This window comes from Streptomyces sp. 3330 (assembly GCF_031456635.1).
In the GTDB taxonomy this organism is placed as follows: domain Bacteria; phylum Actinomycetota; class Actinomycetes; order Streptomycetales; family Streptomycetaceae; genus Streptomyces.
The window spans coordinates 81,477-99,439 of the sequence record NZ_JAVDVA010000003.1 but is presented as its reverse complement, the minus strand read 5'-3'; the positions used below and the strand labels follow the sequence as shown (position 1 = coordinate 99,439).

Here is a 17,963-nt window from a genome sequence, read left to right as displayed (position 1 = left end):
GCCTTGACCGGACCCTTCCGTGACGTGCCGGTCGAGGCAGCAGCCCGGGCCCGGCACACCAAGTATCGAAGCATCGGTCGCATTATCGGGGGCGGTTCGGGGGCAGTATCGACGGACCACCCCTGCGGGGGTAGGGCGTACGGCTGTTGTCCTGGCGCGAACATGCCGCAGCGCCCGGCGACGGGGAATTCGTCATCGGGCACCGCGGCATTTCGGTGTTCTTCAGTGTGCGTGTTCTTCAGCGTGCCGAGACCGGTCTCGGGCCGGCTTCAGCACGCGAAAAACGCGTCGGACTCAGGACGCGAGCACCTCGTCGAGCAGGGCTTCGGCCTTGTCCTCGTTGGTGTTCTCCGCGAGGGCCAGCTCGCTCACCAGGATCTGGCGGGCCTTGGCGAGCATGCGCTTCTCACCGGCGGAGAGTCCGCGCTCGCGCTCACGACGCCACAGGTCACGCACGACTTCCGCGACCTTGATGACATCGCCGGAGGCGAGCTTCTCCAGATTTGCCTTGTAGCGACGCGACCAGTTCGTGGGCTCCTCGGCGTACGGCGCGCGCAGCACCTCGAAGACCCGGTCCAGCCCGTCCTGACCGACCACATCACGTACGCCGACGAACTCCGCATTGTCCGCTGGCACACGTACCGTCAGGTCACCCTGGGCGACCTTCAGCACCAAGTAGGTCTTGTCCACGCCTTTGATCTGGCGAGTTTCGATGGCCTCGATCAGCGCGGCCCCGTGATGGGGATAGACCACGGTGTCGCCAACCTTGAACGTCATGTGACAGGTACCCCTTCCGTGGCTATCCAGGGTAACACGGAAACTGCGGGTTCTGAATGGCGTTTTCGCAGGTCAGGGCATATCTCGGGGCTTGACAACAGCAACAGGAACGTGCTGCGAAGGGTCGGCGGAAGCAGGTATTCGCAGGTCGGAGGTGCTCTCCGAGGGGGGAGAAACGCGCACGTTACACACATCCGGAGGCCCGCCCGAACGGCCGAACGTCCACATATGTCCGCTTCCAGGAGTGCGACTTCCGCTACTCCGTTCGGTTCACGTGGCCGGATACGAGTCGTTTCCGGAATTGATCATCGACCCCGCGACCCGGGCCGTGATCAATTCCGGGGACCACCTCGCATTCCTTCACCGAAAATCCGCGAGCGGACCTCCGGCGCGGTTATCCGAATGCGCCGGTGAGCCGGGAGAAGCCGGAAGAGGACTGCGAAGACGGCAGGAACACGAGGGGAAGGCGAGGGGAAGGCGAGAGGGAAGGCGAGGGGAAGGCGAGGGGGAAGACGGCGGGTGAAGCCAAGGTGACTCGTGGGTCGCTTGTGGCTCCCGGGACAGGTGGTGCCGGAGGCCGTTCAGCGCGTCCGTCGAGGCACGGGATCGCTCAAGAGGCGGGTCGGGTGCGGCGGCGCGAGAACGGCTCGGTAACCTAAGGCCGCTGACAGACCCTTAGGACGGCTTTATCCAAAGGAAAGCCGCCCGCGTGTACAAGGAGTTGCCGCCGCCGTGAGCAGCAGCCTTCGACGCGGCGCCCTCGCCGCTTCCGCCATCGCGTTCTCGATCGCCTCGCTCGCCGCCTGTGGGGCCGGCAACGACTCCCAGACCCTGGAGATCAAGCCGGACAACGCCGCCACCAGCGTCGGCGACATCAAGCTGCAGAACGTCATCGTCATCACCCAGCCCGACCTGGAGTCGACCGGCCCCGCCGTGATCTCGGCGACCGTCTTCAACAGCGGCAGCGAGGCGCAGACGCTGGAGTCCATCACCCTCGACGGCGGCAAGTCCGCCGAGATCTCGCCCGCCAAGGGCAAGGGCAAGCTGACCGTCCCGGCCGGCGGCTCGGTCGTCATCGGCGGCGAGAACAACGCCTCCGCCGTGCTGACGAACAGCCGCGAGGCCGTCAAGGACGGCGACGCGCAGAAGGTGACCTTCACCTTCAGCGAGACCGGCGAGGTCAGCCTGCGCGCCTTCGTCGTCCCCGCCGAGAGCTACTTCTCCAAGTGGGGCCCGAGCGACATCCCGAGCGCCGCGGAGTCCCCCTCGCAGAGCGCGTCGGCGTCCCCGTCCGGAAGCACGTCGGCGTCCCCCTCCGAGTCGGCTTCGGGCGCGGCCGCCCCCGAGGACGGCTCCACCGAGTCCGGCTCGGCGTCCCCGTCGGAGTCGGCGGCCGGTCGCTGACCCGGCTCACACCCACGCACAGCAGGAGAGGGCGGCGCCCCGGCCGGGGCGCCGCCCTCTCCTGCTGTGCTCGTCCGTCCCTCGGCACGCGTCCGGCCTACGGCTCGAACTTGTACCCCAGGCCACGCACCGTGACCAGGTAGCGCGGGGCCCCCGGGTCCGGCTCGATCTTGGCGCGCAGGCGCTTGACGTGGACGTCCAGGGTCTTGGTGTCGCCCACGTAGTCGGCGCCCCAGACCCGGTCGATGAGCTGCATACGGGTCAGGACGCGGCCGGCGTTGCGCAGCAGCATCTCCAGCAGGTCGAACTCCTTGAGGGGCAGGTCGACCTTGGAGCCGGAGACCGTCACGACGTGGCGGTCGACGTCCATACGGACCGGGCCGGCCTCCAGGGCCGCCGGGGTCACCTCCTCCGGCTCGCCCCGGCGGCGCAGGACGGCCCGGATACGGGCCACCAGCTCGCGCGAGGAGAAGGGCTTGGTGACGTAGTCGTCGGCTCCTATCTCCAGGCCGACGACCTTGTCGATCTCGCTGTCCTTGGCGGTCACCATGATCACGGGGACGTTGGAGCGACCGCGCAGCTGACGGCACACCTCGGTACCGGGCAGGCCCGGCAGCATCAGGTCGAGGAGCACGAGGTCGGCGCCGTTGCGCTCGAACTCGTCGAGTCCGTCGGGCCCGGTGGCCGCGATGGCGACCTCGAAGCCTTCCTTGCGGAGCATGTAGGACAGGGCGTCGGAAAAGGACTCCTCGTCCTCGACGACGAGCACTCGGGTCACGGAAGGACCTCCGGGGCGGAAAGCGTCCGGTACGCGGACGAATCGGGGGATGAGGCGCGGGGTGGTGTGTGGGTCGAGCGGTGCGGGGAGGAGTGACCGACCTCGTCGAGACCGTCGGCGTCGTCGAGGTCGGCGTCGTCGTCGGCCTCGTCCGGGTCGGGGTGCTGCTGCGCGCGGTCGCGGGCCACGCCCGCCTCCGGCAGCCGCAGGGTGAACGTGGAGCCCTGGTTCTCGGCGCTCCACACCGTGACCTCCCCGCCGTGCGAGGCGGCCACGTGCTTGACGATCGCCAGGCCGAGCCCCGTACCGCCCGTCTGGCGGGAGCGGGCCGGGTCGACGCGGTAGAAGCGCTCGAAGATGCGCTCCTTGTCCTTGTCGGAGATGCCGATGCCCTGGTCGGTCACGGCGATCTCGATCAGGTCCCCGCCCGGCGCGCTCACCCGGCGGGCGGCTATGCCGACCCGGGTCCGGGCGGGCGAGTAGTTGACGGCGTTCTCGACCAGGTTGCCGAGGGCGGCGGCCAGCTGACCCCGGTTCCCGAAGACCCGCAGGTCGGCGGTGCCACCGGCGGCCATGGTGATCTGCTTGGTGCCGGCCTGGTGACGGCAGCGGTCGACGGCCTCGGCGACCAGCTCGTCGATGCCGACCGGCTCGGCGTCCTCGAGGGGATCGTCGTTCTGGACCCTGGAGAGGTCGATGAGCTCCTGCACCAGGCTGGTCAGCCGGGTGGCCTCGATCTGCATGCGGCCGGCGAACCGCTCCACCGCCTCCGGATCCTCCGAGGCGTCCATGACGGCCTCGGAGAGCAGGGAGAGCGCGCCGACCGGGGTCTTCAGCTCATGGCTGACGTTGGCCACGAAGTCCCGGCGGACCGCTTCGATCCGACGGGCCTCGGTGAGGTCCTCCACGAGCAGGAGGACCAGCCGGGAGCCCAGCGGGGCCACTCTGGCGGACACGGCGAGAGCCTCGCCGCGCCCGGTCCCGCGCCGGGGAAGGTCCAGCTCGACCTGGCGTATCTCCCCGTCGCGCCGGGTGTCCCGGGCCATCTTGAGCATGGGCTCGACGCTGAGCCGGCCGCCGCGCACCAGCCCGAGGGCGTAGGCGGCGGAGCTGGCCTTCACGACGGCGTCCGCCTCGTCGAGCACGACGGCGGAGGAGCGGAGCACGGAGAGGACGGTGTCCACACCCGGCGGAAGCACCGCGTCCGTGTGCAGCGAGGTGCGCGTGGGGCGCTTCTGCTCCCGCTCGCTCCAGCGGAACGCCAGCATGGCGATGACACCGGTGAGCACCCCGGCGATCGCTGCCGCTGCGGCGACCGCCGCGTTCACGTCCATGCCACCAGGTTAGGCACGCGATCGGTCCTGGCCACAGCTGTCGAGGTGCGACCTCGAACACTCGTCGCCCAGAGTTCACCTTGGAGCCAGTGGCGGTTCATTTGGGGTGCCGGAAATCGACGCGTACGGGGCGGAGCGTGGCACCGTGGGGTTCGCAGCACCGGTTCCACGGCCGGTCGGCGCCGGTGCAGCAGCCGGTGACGACCCGGTTCGCGGCCGGTTCTGGCCCCCGGAACCGAACCCGAACCCCAAGCACGACGTACGAGAGGGAACCCTGATGCGGGACGCGTACCACGAGGAACTGGACTCGATCGGCGACAGCCTGGTGGAGATGGCCCGGCTGGTCGGGTCGGCGATCGGACGCGCCACGACCGCCATTCTCGACGCCGACCTGAAGCTCGCCGAGAGCGTCATCGAGGCCGACAAGAGGGTCGACGAGCTCCAGCACGACCTGGAGGCCCGGGCGATAGCGCTGCTGGCCCGGCAGCAGCCGGTGGCGACGGACCTGCGGATCGTGGTCACGTCGCTGCGGATGTCGGCCGACCTGGAGCGCTCCGGCGACCTGGCCCAGCACGTGGCCAAGCTGGCGCGGCTGCGCTTCCCGAACCGCGCGGTCCCCCAGGACCTGCACGCCACCATCCTGGAGATGGGCCAGCTCGCCCAGCGTCTGATGGCGAAGGCGGCGGAGGTCGTCGTCACCAAGGACGTCGACCTCGCCCTCCAGCTGGAGTCGGACGACGACGCGATGGACCTCCTGCACCGCACCCTCTTCCAGCACCTGCTGGACGACCGCTGGAAGCACGGCATCGAGACGGCCGTCGACGTCACGCTGCTGGGCCGCTACTACGAGCGGTTCGCCGACCACGCGGTGGCCGTGGCCAAGCGCGTGGTGTTCCTGGTGACGGGCGAGCACGCGGACGAGCTCCAGCCGGAGATCCAGCCCGACATCCAGCCGGCGACGGGCACGGGCACGGGAGCGGCGGCCGAGGGAGTCTGAGCCGGGCGGTGACCGGGTGCCCACGGGGTCGTCCGCCAAGGGCGCACCGGGTCTCCTCAGGGCGTGCGCAAGCCGCCGTGCGCCGTTGAGCCGTTGATGCGCCCAGCGGAACGGGCATGCAATGGGCACAGGTCCTACGCCTCCGGGAGGAACCCATGGCCGAGTCCCCCAGCACTCCCACGCCCGACCCCGCGCAGGAACGCCCGACCGAGCAGCCCGCCGAGATCAGGAACCTGATGCTCATCGGCGCGTGCGGCTGCGGCTCCGGGTGCGGCTGCGGGTGCCAGTCGGGCAACCCCTGCCAGTGCGGCTGAAGACGTACGACGAACGCCTGTGGACGAGGGGCCCGGTGCCGTACCGGTACCGGGCCCCCGTCATGCCCGGACGGACCGCCCCTCGTCCGGTCGCCGCGCGGGGAGCGTGAGCGCAGCATGGAAGTGCGGGCGCGCGACATGGAAGTGCGGGCGCGCAAGCGCGGGCAAGGCACAGGCCTGGTCACCAGGGCCCACGGGGCCACAGCGACACGCACCGGCTCAGGCACAGGCTCAAGGCCGGGCACAGGCACAGGCACGGCGATGGGAAGGGGGCGGGCAGTCATGACCCGCTTCATGGACGTCCACCACGGCATGCAGGGCATCACCGCCGATCAGCTCCTCGAGGCCCACCGGGCGGACCTCGCCGTCGAGGGCGAAGAGGGCGTGCACTTCGAACGGGCCTGGGCCGACCCGGAGTCCGGAACCGTCTACTGCCTCTCCGAGGCGCCCTCGGCGGACGCGGTGCTGCGTGTGCACGAGCGCACCGGCCACATGGCGGACGAGATCCACCCGGTGCCACTGACGGTGTGACATCGGCCGGGCGTCCGCCGCGGGGCCTCGACCCGGGTCAGGAGGGCTTGACCGCGGACACGGCGGTGACGGCCACCTTGTTGTCGCACTCCGCGATCTGACCGTCGTCCAGGGCGACTTGGTGCTTGCCCGCGCCCGGCAGCCCGATCACGAGCGTCGGGTGGACGACGGGCTCCGCACCGGATTCGCAGTAGCCGTCGGCCTCCCCCTGCACCTGGACGAAGGTGAGCTTCACCCATGCCTTGCCCTTGGGGGCCAGCGTCACCGTCGAGGCGGATCCGGTCGTCGTGACGGCGAGCGGGGAGTTCTTCCCGGGAGAGCCGTTGCCGGCTCCCGCGACGGTCGGATGTCCCTTGAGGACACAGGCCTTGGCCGAGCTGTTGGTGAACTCGACGATCGCCGCCCCGGTCCCCGTGCCGACCGGCCGCTCGGCTGCCTGACGTGCGGAGACCTTCAGGCTCCCCGCGGTGCAGACCGGCGCCGACACGCCCTGGGAGCTGTCCACTGCGGGCGTCACGACAGCGGCGCTCGCGGCGGGGGAGGCGACGGACGGCGAAGCCGCCGAAGGAGGGGCCGCGGAAGGTGAGGTCACGGAAGGAGAGGTCACGGGGCCGGGTGTCGCCGAGCCCGGGCTGACGGAGGCGGGACCGGCGGAGTCGGGAGTCGTGGCAACGCTGGGGGACTCCCCCGAACCGCATCCCGTCACCACCAGAGCGGCCGAGGCGACGACGGCCGCCATCACGGACCCCCGGATTCCGAACCTGTTCCAGCGCATGTGCACGTTCCCGTTCCTGTTCGCGTTCTCGTCCGTGTGCTCGTACGTGCTCGTGCTCGTGTGCTCGGACGCCCTCGTGCTCGCCCTCGCCCTCGCCCTCGTGTCCGCGTTCGTGGTCGCGTTGCCGTGCCGCATGTCGCCCCCCGGATCCGAATCGCCGAAGGCGTCCGCCCTCGGCGCCCACCCACCGACCCGCCGATCCACTTGCGTGTTGTCCGCCCACACAGACAGAACGGGCAGGCCCGCGGGTTCGCGTGCGGACCGACCTGCGACGCATCGGTGACGATATCCGGCCACTTCGACAGAACCGCGTAAATCGGAAAAACGGTTGCGTGTGGTGGCGGTCCGCCCGCCTCGCCGTCCGACCGCCGCCGGGTGACCATGGGTGCGGGACCGGTCCAGGGGGCGAGCAGCGCACCGGGAGGAACCCGTGGCACACACCGCAACGACCGACGTACTGATCGCGGGCGCCGGACCGGTCGGGCTGAGCGCCGCGGCGGAACTGCGCAGGCAAGGGGTGCGTTGCCGGCTCGTGGATCGCCTGCCCGCCCGTCTCCCGTACGCGAAGGCCGTCGGGATCCAGCCGCGCACCCTGGAGATCTGGGACCGGATGGGCCTGGCCCGCACGTTCCTGGAGGCGGCCGCGGTGCTGCGCGGCCAGGTGGTCTACGTCAACGGCGAGGAACGGGCGCGCATCGAGCTCACGCTGCCGCCCGAGGTGCCCTACGCGTTCGCGGTGCTGCCGCAGTACGAGACCGAGCGCCTCCTGGAGGATCACGTCGCGGGCCTCGGCACGTCCGTGGAACGCGGCACCGAACTGCTGTCGTTCACCCAGGACCCGGACGGGGTCACCGCCCGCCTGCGCACCGCCTCCGGCGCGGAGGAGGAGGTGCGGGCCGGCTACCTGATCGGCTGCGACGGAGCGCACAGCACCGTGCGCAAGGGGCTCGGCCTCGACTACGCGGGGGCGGCCTTCGACGAGGAGTACATGCTGGGCGACGTCGAGACGGACTGGGGCCTCCCCCACGGCTACGGCCTCCGCTCCAGCCACCTCGCCGCGGACGGCTCCACCGACGACATACTGGTCTGCATCCCCCTCCCCGGCCCCGGCCGCTACCGCATGTCGATGCTCGTCCCACCCGAACTCTCCACCCGCGCGGGCGCGGGCGCGGGTGCTGGTGCGGGCGGAGCTGCTGGTGCGGGGACGGATACCGCCGCGGGTGCGGGCACCGACGGCAAGGCGACCGGCGGGAACGCGACGACGCACGACGGGAACGTGCCTGCACACGGAGACGGGGTACACCTCGGCGACGGCGTGCGGCACGAAGGCGACGCGAACGGGGGCGACGGCGGCACCGGTGTGAGGCACGGGGACGATGTGGCGCACGGCCTGGAGGGCGGGCACGCCCCGGAGCTGCACCACCTCCAAGCGGTGGTCGACCGCCTCGCCCCGGAACCGGCGGTCCTCTCCCGACTGCGGTGGTCGTCCGTCTTCCGTATCAGCCACCGCATCGTCGACCGCTACGCCGAAGGCCGCGTCTTCGTCGCGGGCGACGCGGCCCACATCCACCCGCCCACCGGCGCCCAGGGCATGAACACCGGCATCCAGGACGCGTGCAACCTGGCCTGGAAGCTGGCCCTCGTCATCCGAGGGGAAGCCGGGCCCGCCCTCCTGACCACCTACGACGCCGAGCGCCGCCCGATCGGCGAGGAGGTCGTCGGCCGAACGGTCCGTCACGCCACCCAGGGCATCGAAGCCGATCCCGACGACCCGCGCACCATCCTGCTCCGCGAGGCCCAACTCCTCGTCAGCTACCGCGACGGCCCCCTCGCCCCCACCCCGGACGACCCACCCGCACACCCCTCGCCGGACGACCACACACCCGACGCCCCCACGTCGCACGACGGCTCGCCCCTGAGCCTCCGCCCCGGTGACCGCGCCCCGGACTGCGGCGGCCTGACCACCCCCGGATCCACCTACCCCTGGCGCCTGCTCGACGTCCTGCGCGGACGCACGGGCCACGTGGCATTCCTCTACGCGACGGACCCCACCACGGTGGCGACGGCAGCCGAGACCGTACGAGCGACGACGGCACGAGCGACCCCGGCCACCGGCCCCGACCTCCGGCTCATCGCCGTGCTGCCGCACGAATCGGCACCGGCCCCGACCATCCCCACCTACCTCGACACCGCAGGCGAGTTCGCCCGTCTCTACGCCCCCGCCGGCCCGACCGCCTTCGTCATCCGCCCCGACGGACACCTCGCCACCCTCTTCCCCCTCCCCGACGCCGCGACAGCCCTCCCCGCCTACCTGACAGCACTGTCCACCCCACTCCCGACCCGCGAACCCCCGAGAACCTGACCCCTCCCCACGCTCCGACTCCTCCGGATCGGCCCAGCGGGCCCGCCTGGAGTGGGCCCGCCTGGGCGGAATCCCCCGGGCGTCGCTGTCAGCCGCCCTCCGCGTCGCCTCTCCCTTGCGAACCGACCTTCACTCGTGGCGTCCCGGTGTCCGCTGCTCCGTCGGTGTGAGCCGCCGACGCACCTGAAAGCCCACAGACGGCCCAGCCCCACCAAAAAGCCCCCGCCCCGCGAGAAACTCGCAGGTCGGGGGCTTATCGGTGTCGCGTTACTTCTTCTTGCCCTGGTTCTTGACCGCTTCGATGGCCGCTGCGGCCGCGTCCGGGTCGAGGTAGGTGCCGCCCGGGGTGAGCGGCTTGAAGTTCGCGTCGAGCTCGTAGGACAGCGGGATGCCCGTCGGGATGTTCAGGCCCGCGATGTCGGCGTCGGAGATGCCGTCGAGGTGCTTGACGAGGGCGCGGAGCGAGTTGCCGTGGGCGGCGACCAGGACCGTGCGGCCGGACAGGAGGTCCGGGACGATGCCGTCGTACCAGTACGGGAGCATGCGGACGACGACGTCCTTCAGGCACTCCGTGCGGGGGCGCAGCTCCGGGGGGATGGAGGCGTAGCGCGGGTCGGCGGCCTGGGAGAACTCCGAGTCGTCCGACAGCGGCGGCGGCGGGGTGTCGTAGGAGCGGCGCCAGAGCATGAACTGCTCCTCGCCGAACTCCGCGAGGGTCTGCGCCTTGTCCTTGCCCTGGAGGGCGCCGTAGTGGCGTTCGTTCAGGCGCCAGGAGCGGTGGACCGGGATCCAGTGGCGGTCCGCGGATTCCAGCGCCAGCTGGGCCGTGCGGATCGCGCGCTTCTGGAGCGACGTGTGGACCACGTCGGGGAGGAGGTCGGCATCCTTCAGGAGTTCGCCACCGCGGACCGCCTCCTTCTCGCCCTTCTCGTTGAGGTTGACGTCCACCCAGCCGGTGAACAGGTTCTTCGCGTTCCACTCGCTCTCGCCGTGGCGGAGGAGGATCAGCTTGTACGGTGCGTCGGCCATGCGTATGAGCGTAATCCACCGCTCCGATCCCTTGTGCGCCCGCTCGCACAGCGGACACACCCCCTGACGGTTGACGGGATCTGTTAATTGAGTGGCCTCCCGCGCTTCGCCTCTCGTAAGTTCTGAGCGCCGCCTGAGCCACTTACATGAGCCGCTGACATCCCGGGGGATCCGCCATGCCTGTCGCCGTCCTGAGACGTGCCGCCCGCGAGACGCTCTCCGGGCTGCCCCGCGAGTTCTGGTGGCTGTGGACCAGCACCCTCGTGAACCGGCTCGGCGCGTTCGTCGCCACCTTCATGGCGCTGTACCTGACTCTCGACCGCGGGTACTCCGCCTCCTACGCCGGGCTCGTCGCCTCGCTGCTCGGGCTGGGCGGGGTCGTCTCGTCGCTCGGCGGCGGGGTCATGGCGGACCGGCTCGGGCGACGGCCCACCCTGCTCGTCGCGCAGACCTCGACGGCCGCCTCCGTGGCACTGCTCGGATTCGTGGAACACCCCGTGGCCATCGCCGGCGTCGCCTTCCTGGTCGGGATGGCCTCCAACGCCTCCCGGCCGGCCGTCCAGGCGATGATGGCGGACATCGTGCGGCCCGAGGACCGGGTCCGCGCCTTCTCGCTCAACTACTGGGCCATCAACCTCGGGTTCGCCGTCTCCTCCATGGCCGCCGGGTTCATCGCCGAGGTCAGCTACCGCGCCGGGTTCCTGCTCGAGGCCGGGATGACCCTCGTCTGCGCGGTCGTCGTCTTCCTCAAGCTGCCCGAGTCGCGGCCCGAGCAGGAGGACAAGGCCGTACGGGAGGACGGCGTCGGGCTGGGGACCGTGCTGCGCGACGGGCGGTTCATGAGCGTCGTCGGGCTGTCCTTCCTCGTCGCGCTCGTCTTCCAGCAGGGGGCCGTGGGCCTGCCCGTGGCGATGGGCGCGGCCGGGTTCACGCCGGCCGACTACGGCATGGCGATCGCCGTGAACGGCGTGATCATCGTCGCGCTGCAGATCCCCGTCACCCGGTTCATCGAGCACCGGGACCCGCGGCGGCTGCTGGTGGTCTCCTCGGTGCTCGCGGGGTACGGGTTCGGGCTCACCGCCTTCGCCGGGTCGGTCGGCGTCTTCGCGCTCACCGTCTGCGTGTGGACGCTGGCGGAGATCGTCAACGCGCCGACCCAGACCGGGCTCGTGGTCCGCCTGTCCCCCACCCACGGGCGCGGGCGCTACCAGGGCATGTACACGCTCTCCTGGGCCGTGGCCTCCCTGGTCGCGCCGGTGATGTCCGGCTTCGTCATCGACCGGTTCGGGGCGGAGTGGCTGTGGGGGATGTGCGCGGTCGTGGGGACGGCGGCGGGCGTCGGATACGCCGTGCTGATGCGACGCCTTCCGGAGGAGGAGGACGAGGGCACGCGTACGGGTACGGGCACGGGCCGGGGCGGGGGCGCGGAGATCGCCGGGATCAAGGGGGTCGAGGAGGTCGCGGTCGTGGCGGCCGTCCCGGGGGTGAAGGCGGGGGTCGCCGACGGGCCCGCGCGGGTCGTCTGAGCGGCGGCCGGGGTGTCAGGGGTGCATCCGTGCGCCCTTCAGCACCTTGTCCACCGCGTTCTTCGGGCCGTACACCGCCAGGCCGACGACATCCAGCCCGGCCGTCGACACGGCACGCACGGCCGCCCGGTTGTCGCGGTCGTGGCCGGTGGCGAAGAGGTCGCTCGTGAACACCGCGCGCGGGAGGGACCGGGAGAGCGCGCGCGTGTGAGCGGCGGTCAGCGTCTCCTTCGGGCCCTCGAAGACCAGCACCGGCTGGCGGAACATCGACAGGTACCGCACGCCGTCCGCGTCCTCGTACGGCTCCCCGATCACCTCGGGGACCGCCGTGCCGAGGCCGCTGACCAGGAACGCGGTGACGTTCAGGCGCTGCCAGGTCTCCAGGTCGTCGCGCAGCAGGACGGCGATCTTCGTGTCGAAGCGAACGGGAGCGGCGGACGCGGGGGTGGCTGCGGGGGTGGCTGAGGCGGTGGGGGCGGTGGGGGCGGTGGGGGTATCGGCGTTCATGGTTCGAGACTGCCGAGCGACCCGTGGTGCCGTCTTGTACGTTCTTTGCATGGCCCCGCAGCCGACAGCCGACGTCTCCGCCTGGCGCCCGGCCGTCCCGGGCGTCGTGGAGGTCTTCCACGCCCACTTCAGCGAGTACGCGTATCCGATGCACGTCCACGAGGCCTGGACGCTGCTGATCGTCGACGACGGCGCCGTACGGTACGACCTCGACCGGCACGAGCACGGCACGCCGCACGACACGGTGTCCCTGCTGCCGCCGCACGTGCCGCACAACGGCTCACCCGCCACCTCGGGCGGCTTCCGCAAGCGCGTCCTGTACCTCGACGCCGAGGTGCTCGGCGAGGACCTCATCGGGGCCGCCGTCGACGCTCCCGACCTGCGCGATCCCGTGCTGCGCCGACGGGTCGGGCAACTGCACTCCGCACTCGCCCGGCCCGGCGACGAGCTGGAGGCCGACAGCCGGCTGACGCTGATCGGCGAGCGGCTGCGCACCCATCTGCGCGCGGGGCCGCACACCGCCGCCGCGCGCCGCGACCCGGATCTCGCGCGCCGCCTGCGTGAGCTGCTCGACGAACGGATCGTCCCCGGCCTGACGCTGGACGAGGCCGCCGGGCTCGTATCGGCCCATCCGGCGCACCTGGTGCGGGCGTTCAGCACGGCCTACGGCATCGCGCCGCACCAGTACCTCACCGCCCGCCGGGTCGACCTCGCCCGTCGGCTCCTGCTCGACGGGCGGCCGCCGGGCGAGGTCGCGGCGGCGGCGGGCTTCTACGACCAGGCTCATCTCACCCGGCATTTCAGGAAGTTGGTGGGGGTCACACCCGGGCGGTACGGAGACCGGCGGAAGCCAGTCGGCCGGTGACCGGCGCACGGCGTGGCCGCCATGGCACCGCCCTCGCCGACCGGCTCGACACCCCGGCCACCCCCGGCCTCGGCCCCGGCTGGCCGACTCCGGCCACCCTGCCCCGGCCACCCCGACCCCGGCCTTGACCGCACGGGGCCCCGAAGGCCCGGACGCCACCTGCGCGTTCACCGACCGCTGCCGGGCCGGGTCAGATCGGGCCGGGTCGGGTCAGGTCGGGCCGGGTCGGGTCAGGTCGGGTCGGGTCGGCGTCAGTCCGCGGGGCGTTGCGTCAGATGCGCGAACGCGTCCAGGTTGCGCGTCGGCTCGCCCCGGGAGACCCGCCACTCGTACTCCTTGCGGATGGCGCTCGCGAAGCCCAGTTCCAGGAGCGTGTTGAAGGCACCGTCGGCGGCCTCCAGGACCTGGCCCATGAGCCGGTCGATCTCATCGGCGGTGACCGAGGCGAGGGGGAGGCGGGCGGTGACGTAGACGTCGCCGAGCCGGTCGACGGCGTAACTCACGCCGTACAGCTTGAGGTTGCGCTCCAGGAGCCAGCGGTGGACGCCGGACTCGTTCTCGTCGGGGTGCCGGACGACGAAGGCGTTCAGGGAGAGGGAGTGGCGGCCGACGATGAGGGAGACGGTCGTCTTGAGTTTCCGGGTGCCGGGGAGCTGGACCACGTAGTTTCCGGCGCCGGGGCTCTCCCACTCCAGCTCCGCGTCCTTCAGGAAACCCTCGATGACCTGTGCGGCCGTCTTCTCCACGTCACCCATACTCGGAGCGTACGCGACGGCGGTGGGACTGGGCCGCGGCCGCGTAGACGTCGGCGGTGGCGGCGGCCGCGGTGTCCCAGCCGAAGGACTGCGCGTGGGCGGTGGCGGCCGCGCCCATCCGGGCGGTGAGGTCGGGGCCGTCGGCGAAACGCGCGAGCACGCGCGCGTACGCGGCCGGATCGTGGCCCTGCACCAGGAAGCCCGTCTCGCCGTCGCGGACGGCCACCGGGAGGCCGCCGACGGAGGCGGCGAGCACCGGGGTGCCGGCCGCCTGCGCCTCTATGGCGACGAGCCCGAAGGACTCGCTGTAAGAGGGGACGACCAGCAGCGAGGCCGCCCGGAACCAGTCCGCGAGCTGGTCCTGTCCGACCGGCGGACGGAACCGTACGACGTCCGCGATGCCGAGCCGCGCGGCCAGCTTCTGCAGTCCCTCCGGCTTGGCGAGGCCGCTGCCGCTCGGGCCGCCGACGATCGGGACGACGATCCGCGAACGTAGCTCGGGGCGCTCGTCGAGCAGGACGGCCACCGCGCGCAGGAGCACGTCCGGGGCCTTCAGAGGCTGGATGCGCCCCGCGAAGAGGGGGATCAGCGCGTCCTGGGGCAGGTCGAGGCGGGCGCGGGCGGCTGCCCGGCCGTCCGCCGGGGTGAAGCGGTCGAGGTTGACGCCGGGGTGCACCACGGCGACCTTGCCGGGGCCTGCGTGGTAGTGCCGTACGAGTTCGTCGGCCTCCTCCGCCGTGTTGGCGATGAGGCGGTCGGCGGCGGCGACGATCTGCGTCTCGCCGATGACGCGGGCGGCGGGCTCGGGGGTGTCGCCGTCCGCCAGGTTGGCGTTCTTGACCTTGGCCATGGTGTGCATGGCGTGCACCAGCGGGGCGCCCCAGCGCTGGGCGGCCAGCCAGCCGACGTGGCCGGACAGCCAGTAGTGCGAGTGCACGAGGTCGTAGTAGCCGGGACGGTGACCGGCCCAGGCCTGCATCACGCCGTGCGTGAAGGCGCACAGCTGGGCCGGGAGGTCCTCCTTGGCGAGGCCCTCGTAGGGGCCGGCGTCGACATGCCGGACGAGGACCCCGGGGGCCAGCTCGACGGCCGGCGGGAGGCCGCCGGTGGTCGCGCGCGTGAAGATCTCGACCTCGATGTTGATCGCGGCGAGGCGTTGCGCGAGTTCGACGATGTAGACGTTCATGCCGCCCGCGTCGCCGGTGCCGGGCTGGTGGAGCGGAGAGGTGTGCACGGAGAGCATCGCGACGCGGCGGGGGCGGCGGTGGAGCCTGAGCCGCGAGGGTGCCGCCGAAGAGCGACGCCCGAGCCTGTTGGTGTACTGGCTCACGGGGCGTTCCTCCTTGCTGCGGGCATGCCGGAAGGAGGGGTGTGGGGCCCTCCAAGGGGCTGCAACGCCGGAGGAAGGCGTTCCCATTCCGGGCGGGTTTCGAAAAGAGGCGGTTTTTGCTCAGTCATTACCGCTTATCGCTCAACCGTTCGAGGCGGATGGGCGTCCCGAGGAGCGCCGGACGGTCGGCGCCCCGCCGCGCCTCCCCGCCCCGGAGGCCGAAATCCGGGCAGGGCCGAGAGGCCGGGCAGGCCGGGCAGGGCGGGCTGGCTGGCAGAGCCGGGAGGCAGGGCAGGCAGGGCAGGCAGGGCAGGGCAGGCAGGGCAGGGAGCGTGTCGCATTACCCTCGTGGGTATGACATCCCGCGCCCCCGCCCGCCCTGTGGGCACGGTCACGCGCGGGACGACGAATCCCAACCGGCTGCGTCGCATGGACCGCTGGATCGCCGCGACACACGGCGCCGAGCTGCGCCGCGCGGGCGAACCGCTCGCCGTCGACCTCGGGTACGGGGCGGCGCCGTGGACGGCCGTCGAGCTGCTGCGACGACTGCGGTCCGTCGCGCCACGCGCGCGTGTCGTGGGCGTCGAGATCGAACCGGCCCGGGTGGCGGCCGCCAAGCCGTACGAGCGCGAGGGGCTCGACTTCCGGCACGGCGGGTTCGAGATCCCGGTGCCCCGGCGGCCGCACCTCGTACGCGCCGCCAACGTGCTGCGGCAGTACGACGAGGACGAGGTCGCGGCGGTCTGGCAGCGCCTGTGCGCGCGGCTCGCGCCGGCCGATCCGGTGGCCGGGTCCCGCGGCGGCCTGCTCGTCGAGGGGACCTGCGACGAGATCGGGCGGCGGCATGTGTGGGTCGCGCTCGGCCCGGAGGGCCCGCGCACGGTCACCTTCGCGACCCGGCTGGGCTCCCTGGAACGCCCCTCCGACCTGGCGGAACGGCTGCCCAAGGCGCTGATCCACCGCAATGTGCCGGGCGAGCCGGTGCACGCCTTCCTGCGCGACTTCGACCGCGCCTGGGCGGCCGCCGCGCCCTACGCGTCGTACGGCGCGCGCCAGCGGTGGATCCGCACGGTGCGGCAGCTGACGGCCGACTGGCCGGTGACGGACGGGCCGGCCCGGTGGCGGCAGGGAGAAGTGACGGTGCGCTGGGGAGCGTTGGCGCCCTGGAGCCCCGCCGCGGGCTGAACCTCCCCCCGCCCCACGGCCGCCGGGAACGATCTCCGTGAGTCGTTCGTCACATCAGCGGGGAGATCGTCATGGCGGGGTGGCGCAGAGGGGAAGGACCCCTTCGGTCGCCGAGCCGCTCCGTCGTTCCGTCGCCACCTCTGTCGTTTTCGGCCGTGACGTGGCACGATCCCCCGGGCACCGTAAGTTACTGACGGTTAATCAGGGGTGGGGGGACGGGGTATGGGAACCGGGAAGCGCGGCCTGCTCACGGCGGCTGTGACGGTGGTCTGCGCGGTCACCGTGCTGGGCGCGCCCGGCACCGCGTTCGCCAGCCCGAACCCCACGCCGTCGCCGTCGGCGAGTTCCACGACCCCGCCGCTCCCCTCCACCGCGTCCAACAAAGACCTCGAGGCCGTCCGTACGAAGCTCGAAGCGCTCTACCACGACGCCGCGGTGGCCACCGACGCGTACAACGCGGCCGAGGAGGCCGCGAAGAAGCAGTCGGCGGAGATCGTCGCACTGGCCAAGAAGATCGTCGCGGGCCAGGAGAAGCTGGACGAGCTCAAGGACCGCGCGGGCGCCGCTGCCCGCGCCCAGTACCGCACCGGCGGCCTGCCGGACGAGGCGCAGTTGATGCTGACCGACGATCCGTCGGAGTTCCTGGACGGGGCGGGCCGGGCACTCCAGGGCCAGCGCGCGACCAAGGGCCTGATCGGCGAACTCGCGAGCACCCAGCAGGACTTGGAGCAGTACTCCAAAGACGCCTCCACCCAGTGGCAGAAGCTGGAGGCGGGCCGCAAGACGAAGGCCGCGGCCCAGAAGAAGATCGAGAAGCAGATCGCGGCGGCCGAGAAGCTGGAGTCGCGGCTCGAGAAGAAGGAGAAGGAGCGCCTCGAACAACTCGAGGCGCAGGCCGCGCTGGAGGCGCAGACCGCCTGGCTGGACACCGGCGTCCTGGACGAGATCGACAGCTCGGCGTCCGTCCAGGGCAAGAAGGCCGTGCAGTTCGCCACCGCCCAGATCGGCAAGCCGTACGTGTGGGGTGCGGAGGGGCCGGACAGCTTCGACTGCTCCGGACTGACCTCGGAGGCCTGGAGGAGCGCCGGGCAGGCGATACCGCGCACCTCGCAGGAGCAGTGGAAGCAACTGCCGCACGTCGCCGTCGAGGACATGCGTCCCGGCGACCTGATCATCTACTTCGACGACGCCAGTCATGTCGCTCTGTACGTGGGCGACGGCGCGATCATCCACGCCCCGCGGCCGGGCCGCACGGTCACACTCGCGGGGGCGGGCTCGATGCCGATACTCGGGGTGGTCCGGCCGGACGCGTGAGGCCCGTCGGCGGACGGCCGGGCGACGGACGGCCGGACGACGGACGGCCGGACGACGGGTGGCCGGGCGGCTCTCGGGACACCGCCCGACACCGCCGACGGCCGGTCGGCCCGGCGGCTCTGCGGGGCACCGCCCGGCACGTGACCCAGGCCACCCGGACCCCGCCGCCAAACTCCGCGC

17 protein-coding genes are annotated in these 17,963 nt (G+C 71.9%); 9 read left to right on the top strand and 8 right to left on the bottom strand.

Annotated features, from left to right (window positions below; genetic code table 11):
* Nucleotides 1-294 precede the first annotated feature (294 nt).
* Entirely contained in the window at nt 295-777 is a 483-nt protein-coding gene (locus J2X68_RS06380) for a CarD family transcriptional regulator (protein ID WP_003953493.1), read from the bottom strand.
* 732 nt (nt 778-1,509) lie between these two features.
* Here J2X68_RS06380 and J2X68_RS06375 point away from each other — a divergent pair.
* Entirely contained in the window at nt 1,510-2,181 is a 672-nt protein-coding gene (locus J2X68_RS06375; protein ID WP_310431458.1) for a DUF461 domain-containing protein, read from the top strand.
* A 97-nt stretch (nt 2,182-2,278) separates the two neighbouring features.
* Here J2X68_RS06375 and J2X68_RS06370 read toward each other — a convergent pair whose 3' ends face one another.
* Nucleotides 2,279-2,959, bottom strand: a complete 681-nt coding sequence (locus J2X68_RS06370) for a response regulator transcription factor (RefSeq protein ID WP_007382946.1) — start codon at nt 2,957-2,959, stop codon at nt 2,279-2,281.
* Entirely contained in the window at nt 2,956-4,293 is a 1,338-nt protein-coding gene (locus J2X68_RS06365) for an ATP-binding protein (protein WP_310431457.1), read from the bottom strand. The genes J2X68_RS06370 and J2X68_RS06365 overlap by 4 nt, the downstream gene beginning before the upstream one ends.
* 277 nt (nt 4,294-4,570) lie before the next feature.
* On the opposite strand from J2X68_RS06365, the gene phoU reads away from it, so the two are divergent.
* From phoU to J2X68_RS06350, 3 genes are all read left to right on the top strand, one after another.
* Nucleotides 4,571-5,290 carry a phosphate signaling complex protein PhoU gene (phoU, locus tag J2X68_RS06360; protein WP_310431456.1) on the top strand — a complete coding sequence of 240 codons (720 nt, stop codon included), beginning with the start codon at nt 4,571-4,573 and terminating at the stop codon, nt 5,288-5,290.
* A gap of 155 nt (nt 5,291-5,445) precedes the next feature.
* Nucleotides 5,446-5,604: a hypothetical protein gene (locus J2X68_RS06355; RefSeq protein WP_307029045.1), complete on the top strand. Its 159-nt coding sequence runs from the start codon at nt 5,446-5,448 to the stop codon at nt 5,602-5,604.
* Nucleotides 5,605-5,886: 282 nt separating this feature from the next.
* Complete coding sequence (locus tag J2X68_RS06350; RefSeq protein ID WP_310431455.1) at nt 5,887-6,135, top strand: SCO4226 family nickel-binding protein; 249 nt, start codon at nt 5,887-5,889, stop codon at nt 6,133-6,135.
* 37 nt (nt 6,136-6,172) lie between these two features.
* Here the strand turns inward: J2X68_RS06350 and J2X68_RS06345 are convergent, their stop codons facing one another.
* Nucleotides 6,173-6,652, bottom strand: coding sequence for a DUF4232 domain-containing protein (locus tag J2X68_RS06345; protein ID WP_310431454.1), 480 nt, complete (start codon nt 6,650-6,652; stop codon nt 6,173-6,175).
* Between the two features lie 688 nt (nt 6,653-7,340).
* Here J2X68_RS06345 and J2X68_RS06340 point away from each other — a divergent pair.
* A complete protein-coding gene (locus J2X68_RS06340) occupies nt 7,341-9,272 on the top strand; it encodes an FAD-dependent monooxygenase (protein WP_399039386.1) in 1,932 nt (643 codons plus the stop codon).
* A gap of 267 nt (nt 9,273-9,539) precedes the next feature.
* On the opposite strand, the gene J2X68_RS06335 is transcribed toward J2X68_RS06340, so the two are convergent.
* Complete coding sequence (locus J2X68_RS06335; protein WP_310431453.1) at nt 9,540-10,301, bottom strand: phosphoglyceromutase; 762 nt, start codon at nt 10,299-10,301, stop codon at nt 9,540-9,542.
* A 176-nt stretch (nt 10,302-10,477) separates the two neighbouring features.
* On the opposite strand from J2X68_RS06335, the gene J2X68_RS06330 reads away from it, so the two are divergent.
* Nucleotides 10,478-11,827, top strand: a complete 1,350-nt coding sequence (locus tag J2X68_RS06330; protein ID WP_310431452.1) for an MFS transporter — start codon at nt 10,478-10,480, stop codon at nt 11,825-11,827.
* A 15-nt stretch (nt 11,828-11,842) separates the two neighbouring features.
* Here J2X68_RS06330 and J2X68_RS06325 read toward each other — a convergent pair whose 3' ends face one another.
* Nucleotides 11,843-12,334, bottom strand: a complete 492-nt coding sequence (locus J2X68_RS06325; protein WP_310431451.1) for a DUF2000 domain-containing protein — start codon at nt 12,332-12,334, stop codon at nt 11,843-11,845.
* 49 nt (nt 12,335-12,383) lie between these two features.
* Between J2X68_RS06325 and J2X68_RS06320 the strand changes: the two genes are divergently transcribed.
* The gene (locus J2X68_RS06320) at nt 12,384-13,199 is read left to right on the top strand and encodes an AraC family transcriptional regulator (RefSeq protein WP_310431450.1); all 816 of its coding nucleotides are present in this window, start codon (nt 12,384-12,386) and stop codon (nt 13,197-13,199) included.
* A gap of 251 nt (nt 13,200-13,450) precedes the next feature.
* Here J2X68_RS06320 and J2X68_RS06315 read toward each other — a convergent pair whose 3' ends face one another.
* The gene (locus tag J2X68_RS06315) at nt 13,451-13,954 is read right to left on the bottom strand and encodes a YbjN domain-containing protein (RefSeq protein ID WP_310431449.1); all 504 of its coding nucleotides are present in this window, start codon (nt 13,952-13,954) and stop codon (nt 13,451-13,453) included.
* Nucleotides 13,947-15,284: a D-inositol-3-phosphate glycosyltransferase gene (mshA, locus tag J2X68_RS06310; protein ID WP_310431448.1), complete on the bottom strand. Its 1,338-nt coding sequence runs from the start codon at nt 15,282-15,284 to the stop codon at nt 13,947-13,949. Before mshA ends, J2X68_RS06315 begins: the two co-directional genes overlap by 8 nt.
* A gap of 354 nt (nt 15,285-15,638) precedes the next feature.
* Here mshA and J2X68_RS06305 point away from each other — a divergent pair, with 354 nt between their 5' ends.
* On the top strand, nt 15,639-16,469 hold the full coding sequence (locus J2X68_RS06305) for a class I SAM-dependent methyltransferase (protein WP_310431447.1): 831 nt from the start codon (nt 15,639-15,641) through the stop codon (nt 16,467-16,469).
* A 222-nt stretch (nt 16,470-16,691) separates the two neighbouring features.
* Entirely contained in the window at nt 16,692-17,783 is a 1,092-nt protein-coding gene (locus J2X68_RS06300) for an NlpC/P60 family protein (RefSeq protein WP_310431446.1), read from the top strand.
* The last annotated feature ends 180 nt before the right edge of the window (nt 17,784-17,963 follow it).

Excerpts from the sequence above, each read along its gene's own strand:
- J2X68_RS06335 (WP_310431453.1), bottom strand. The coding sequence starts at position 10,301 with ATGGCCGACGCACCGTACAAGCTGATCCTCCTCCGCCACGGCGAGAGC.
- phoU (WP_310431456.1), top strand. The coding sequence starts at position 4,571 with ATGCGGGACGCGTACCACGAGGAACTGGACTCGATCGGCGACAGCCTG.
- J2X68_RS06355 (WP_307029045.1), top strand. The coding sequence starts at position 5,446 with ATGGCCGAGTCCCCCAGCACTCCCACGCCCGACCCCGCGCAGGAACGC.
- J2X68_RS06330 (WP_310431452.1), top strand. The coding sequence starts at position 10,478 with ATGCCTGTCGCCGTCCTGAGACGTGCCGCCCGCGAGACGCTCTCCGGG.
- J2X68_RS06380 (WP_003953493.1), bottom strand. The coding sequence starts at position 777 with ATGACGTTCAAGGTTGGCGACACCGTGGTCTATCCCCATCACGGGGCC.
- J2X68_RS06305 (WP_310431447.1), top strand. The coding sequence starts at position 15,639 with ATGACATCCCGCGCCCCCGCCCGCCCTGTGGGCACGGTCACGCGCGGG.
- J2X68_RS06365 (WP_310431457.1), bottom strand. The coding sequence starts at position 4,293 with ATGGACGTGAACGCGGCGGTCGCCGCAGCGGCAGCGATCGCCGGGGTG.
- J2X68_RS06350 (WP_310431455.1), top strand. The coding sequence starts at position 5,887 with ATGACCCGCTTCATGGACGTCCACCACGGCATGCAGGGCATCACCGCC.
- J2X68_RS06320 (WP_310431450.1), top strand. The coding sequence starts at position 12,384 with ATGGCCCCGCAGCCGACAGCCGACGTCTCCGCCTGGCGCCCGGCCGTC.
- J2X68_RS06325 (WP_310431451.1), bottom strand. The coding sequence starts at position 12,334 with ATGAACGCCGATACCCCCACCGCCCCCACCGCCCCCACCGCCTCAGCC.
- J2X68_RS06315 (WP_310431449.1), bottom strand. The coding sequence starts at position 13,954 with ATGGGTGACGTGGAGAAGACGGCCGCACAGGTCATCGAGGGTTTCCTG.
- J2X68_RS06300 (WP_310431446.1), top strand. The coding sequence starts at position 16,692 with ATGGGAACCGGGAAGCGCGGCCTGCTCACGGCGGCTGTGACGGTGGTC.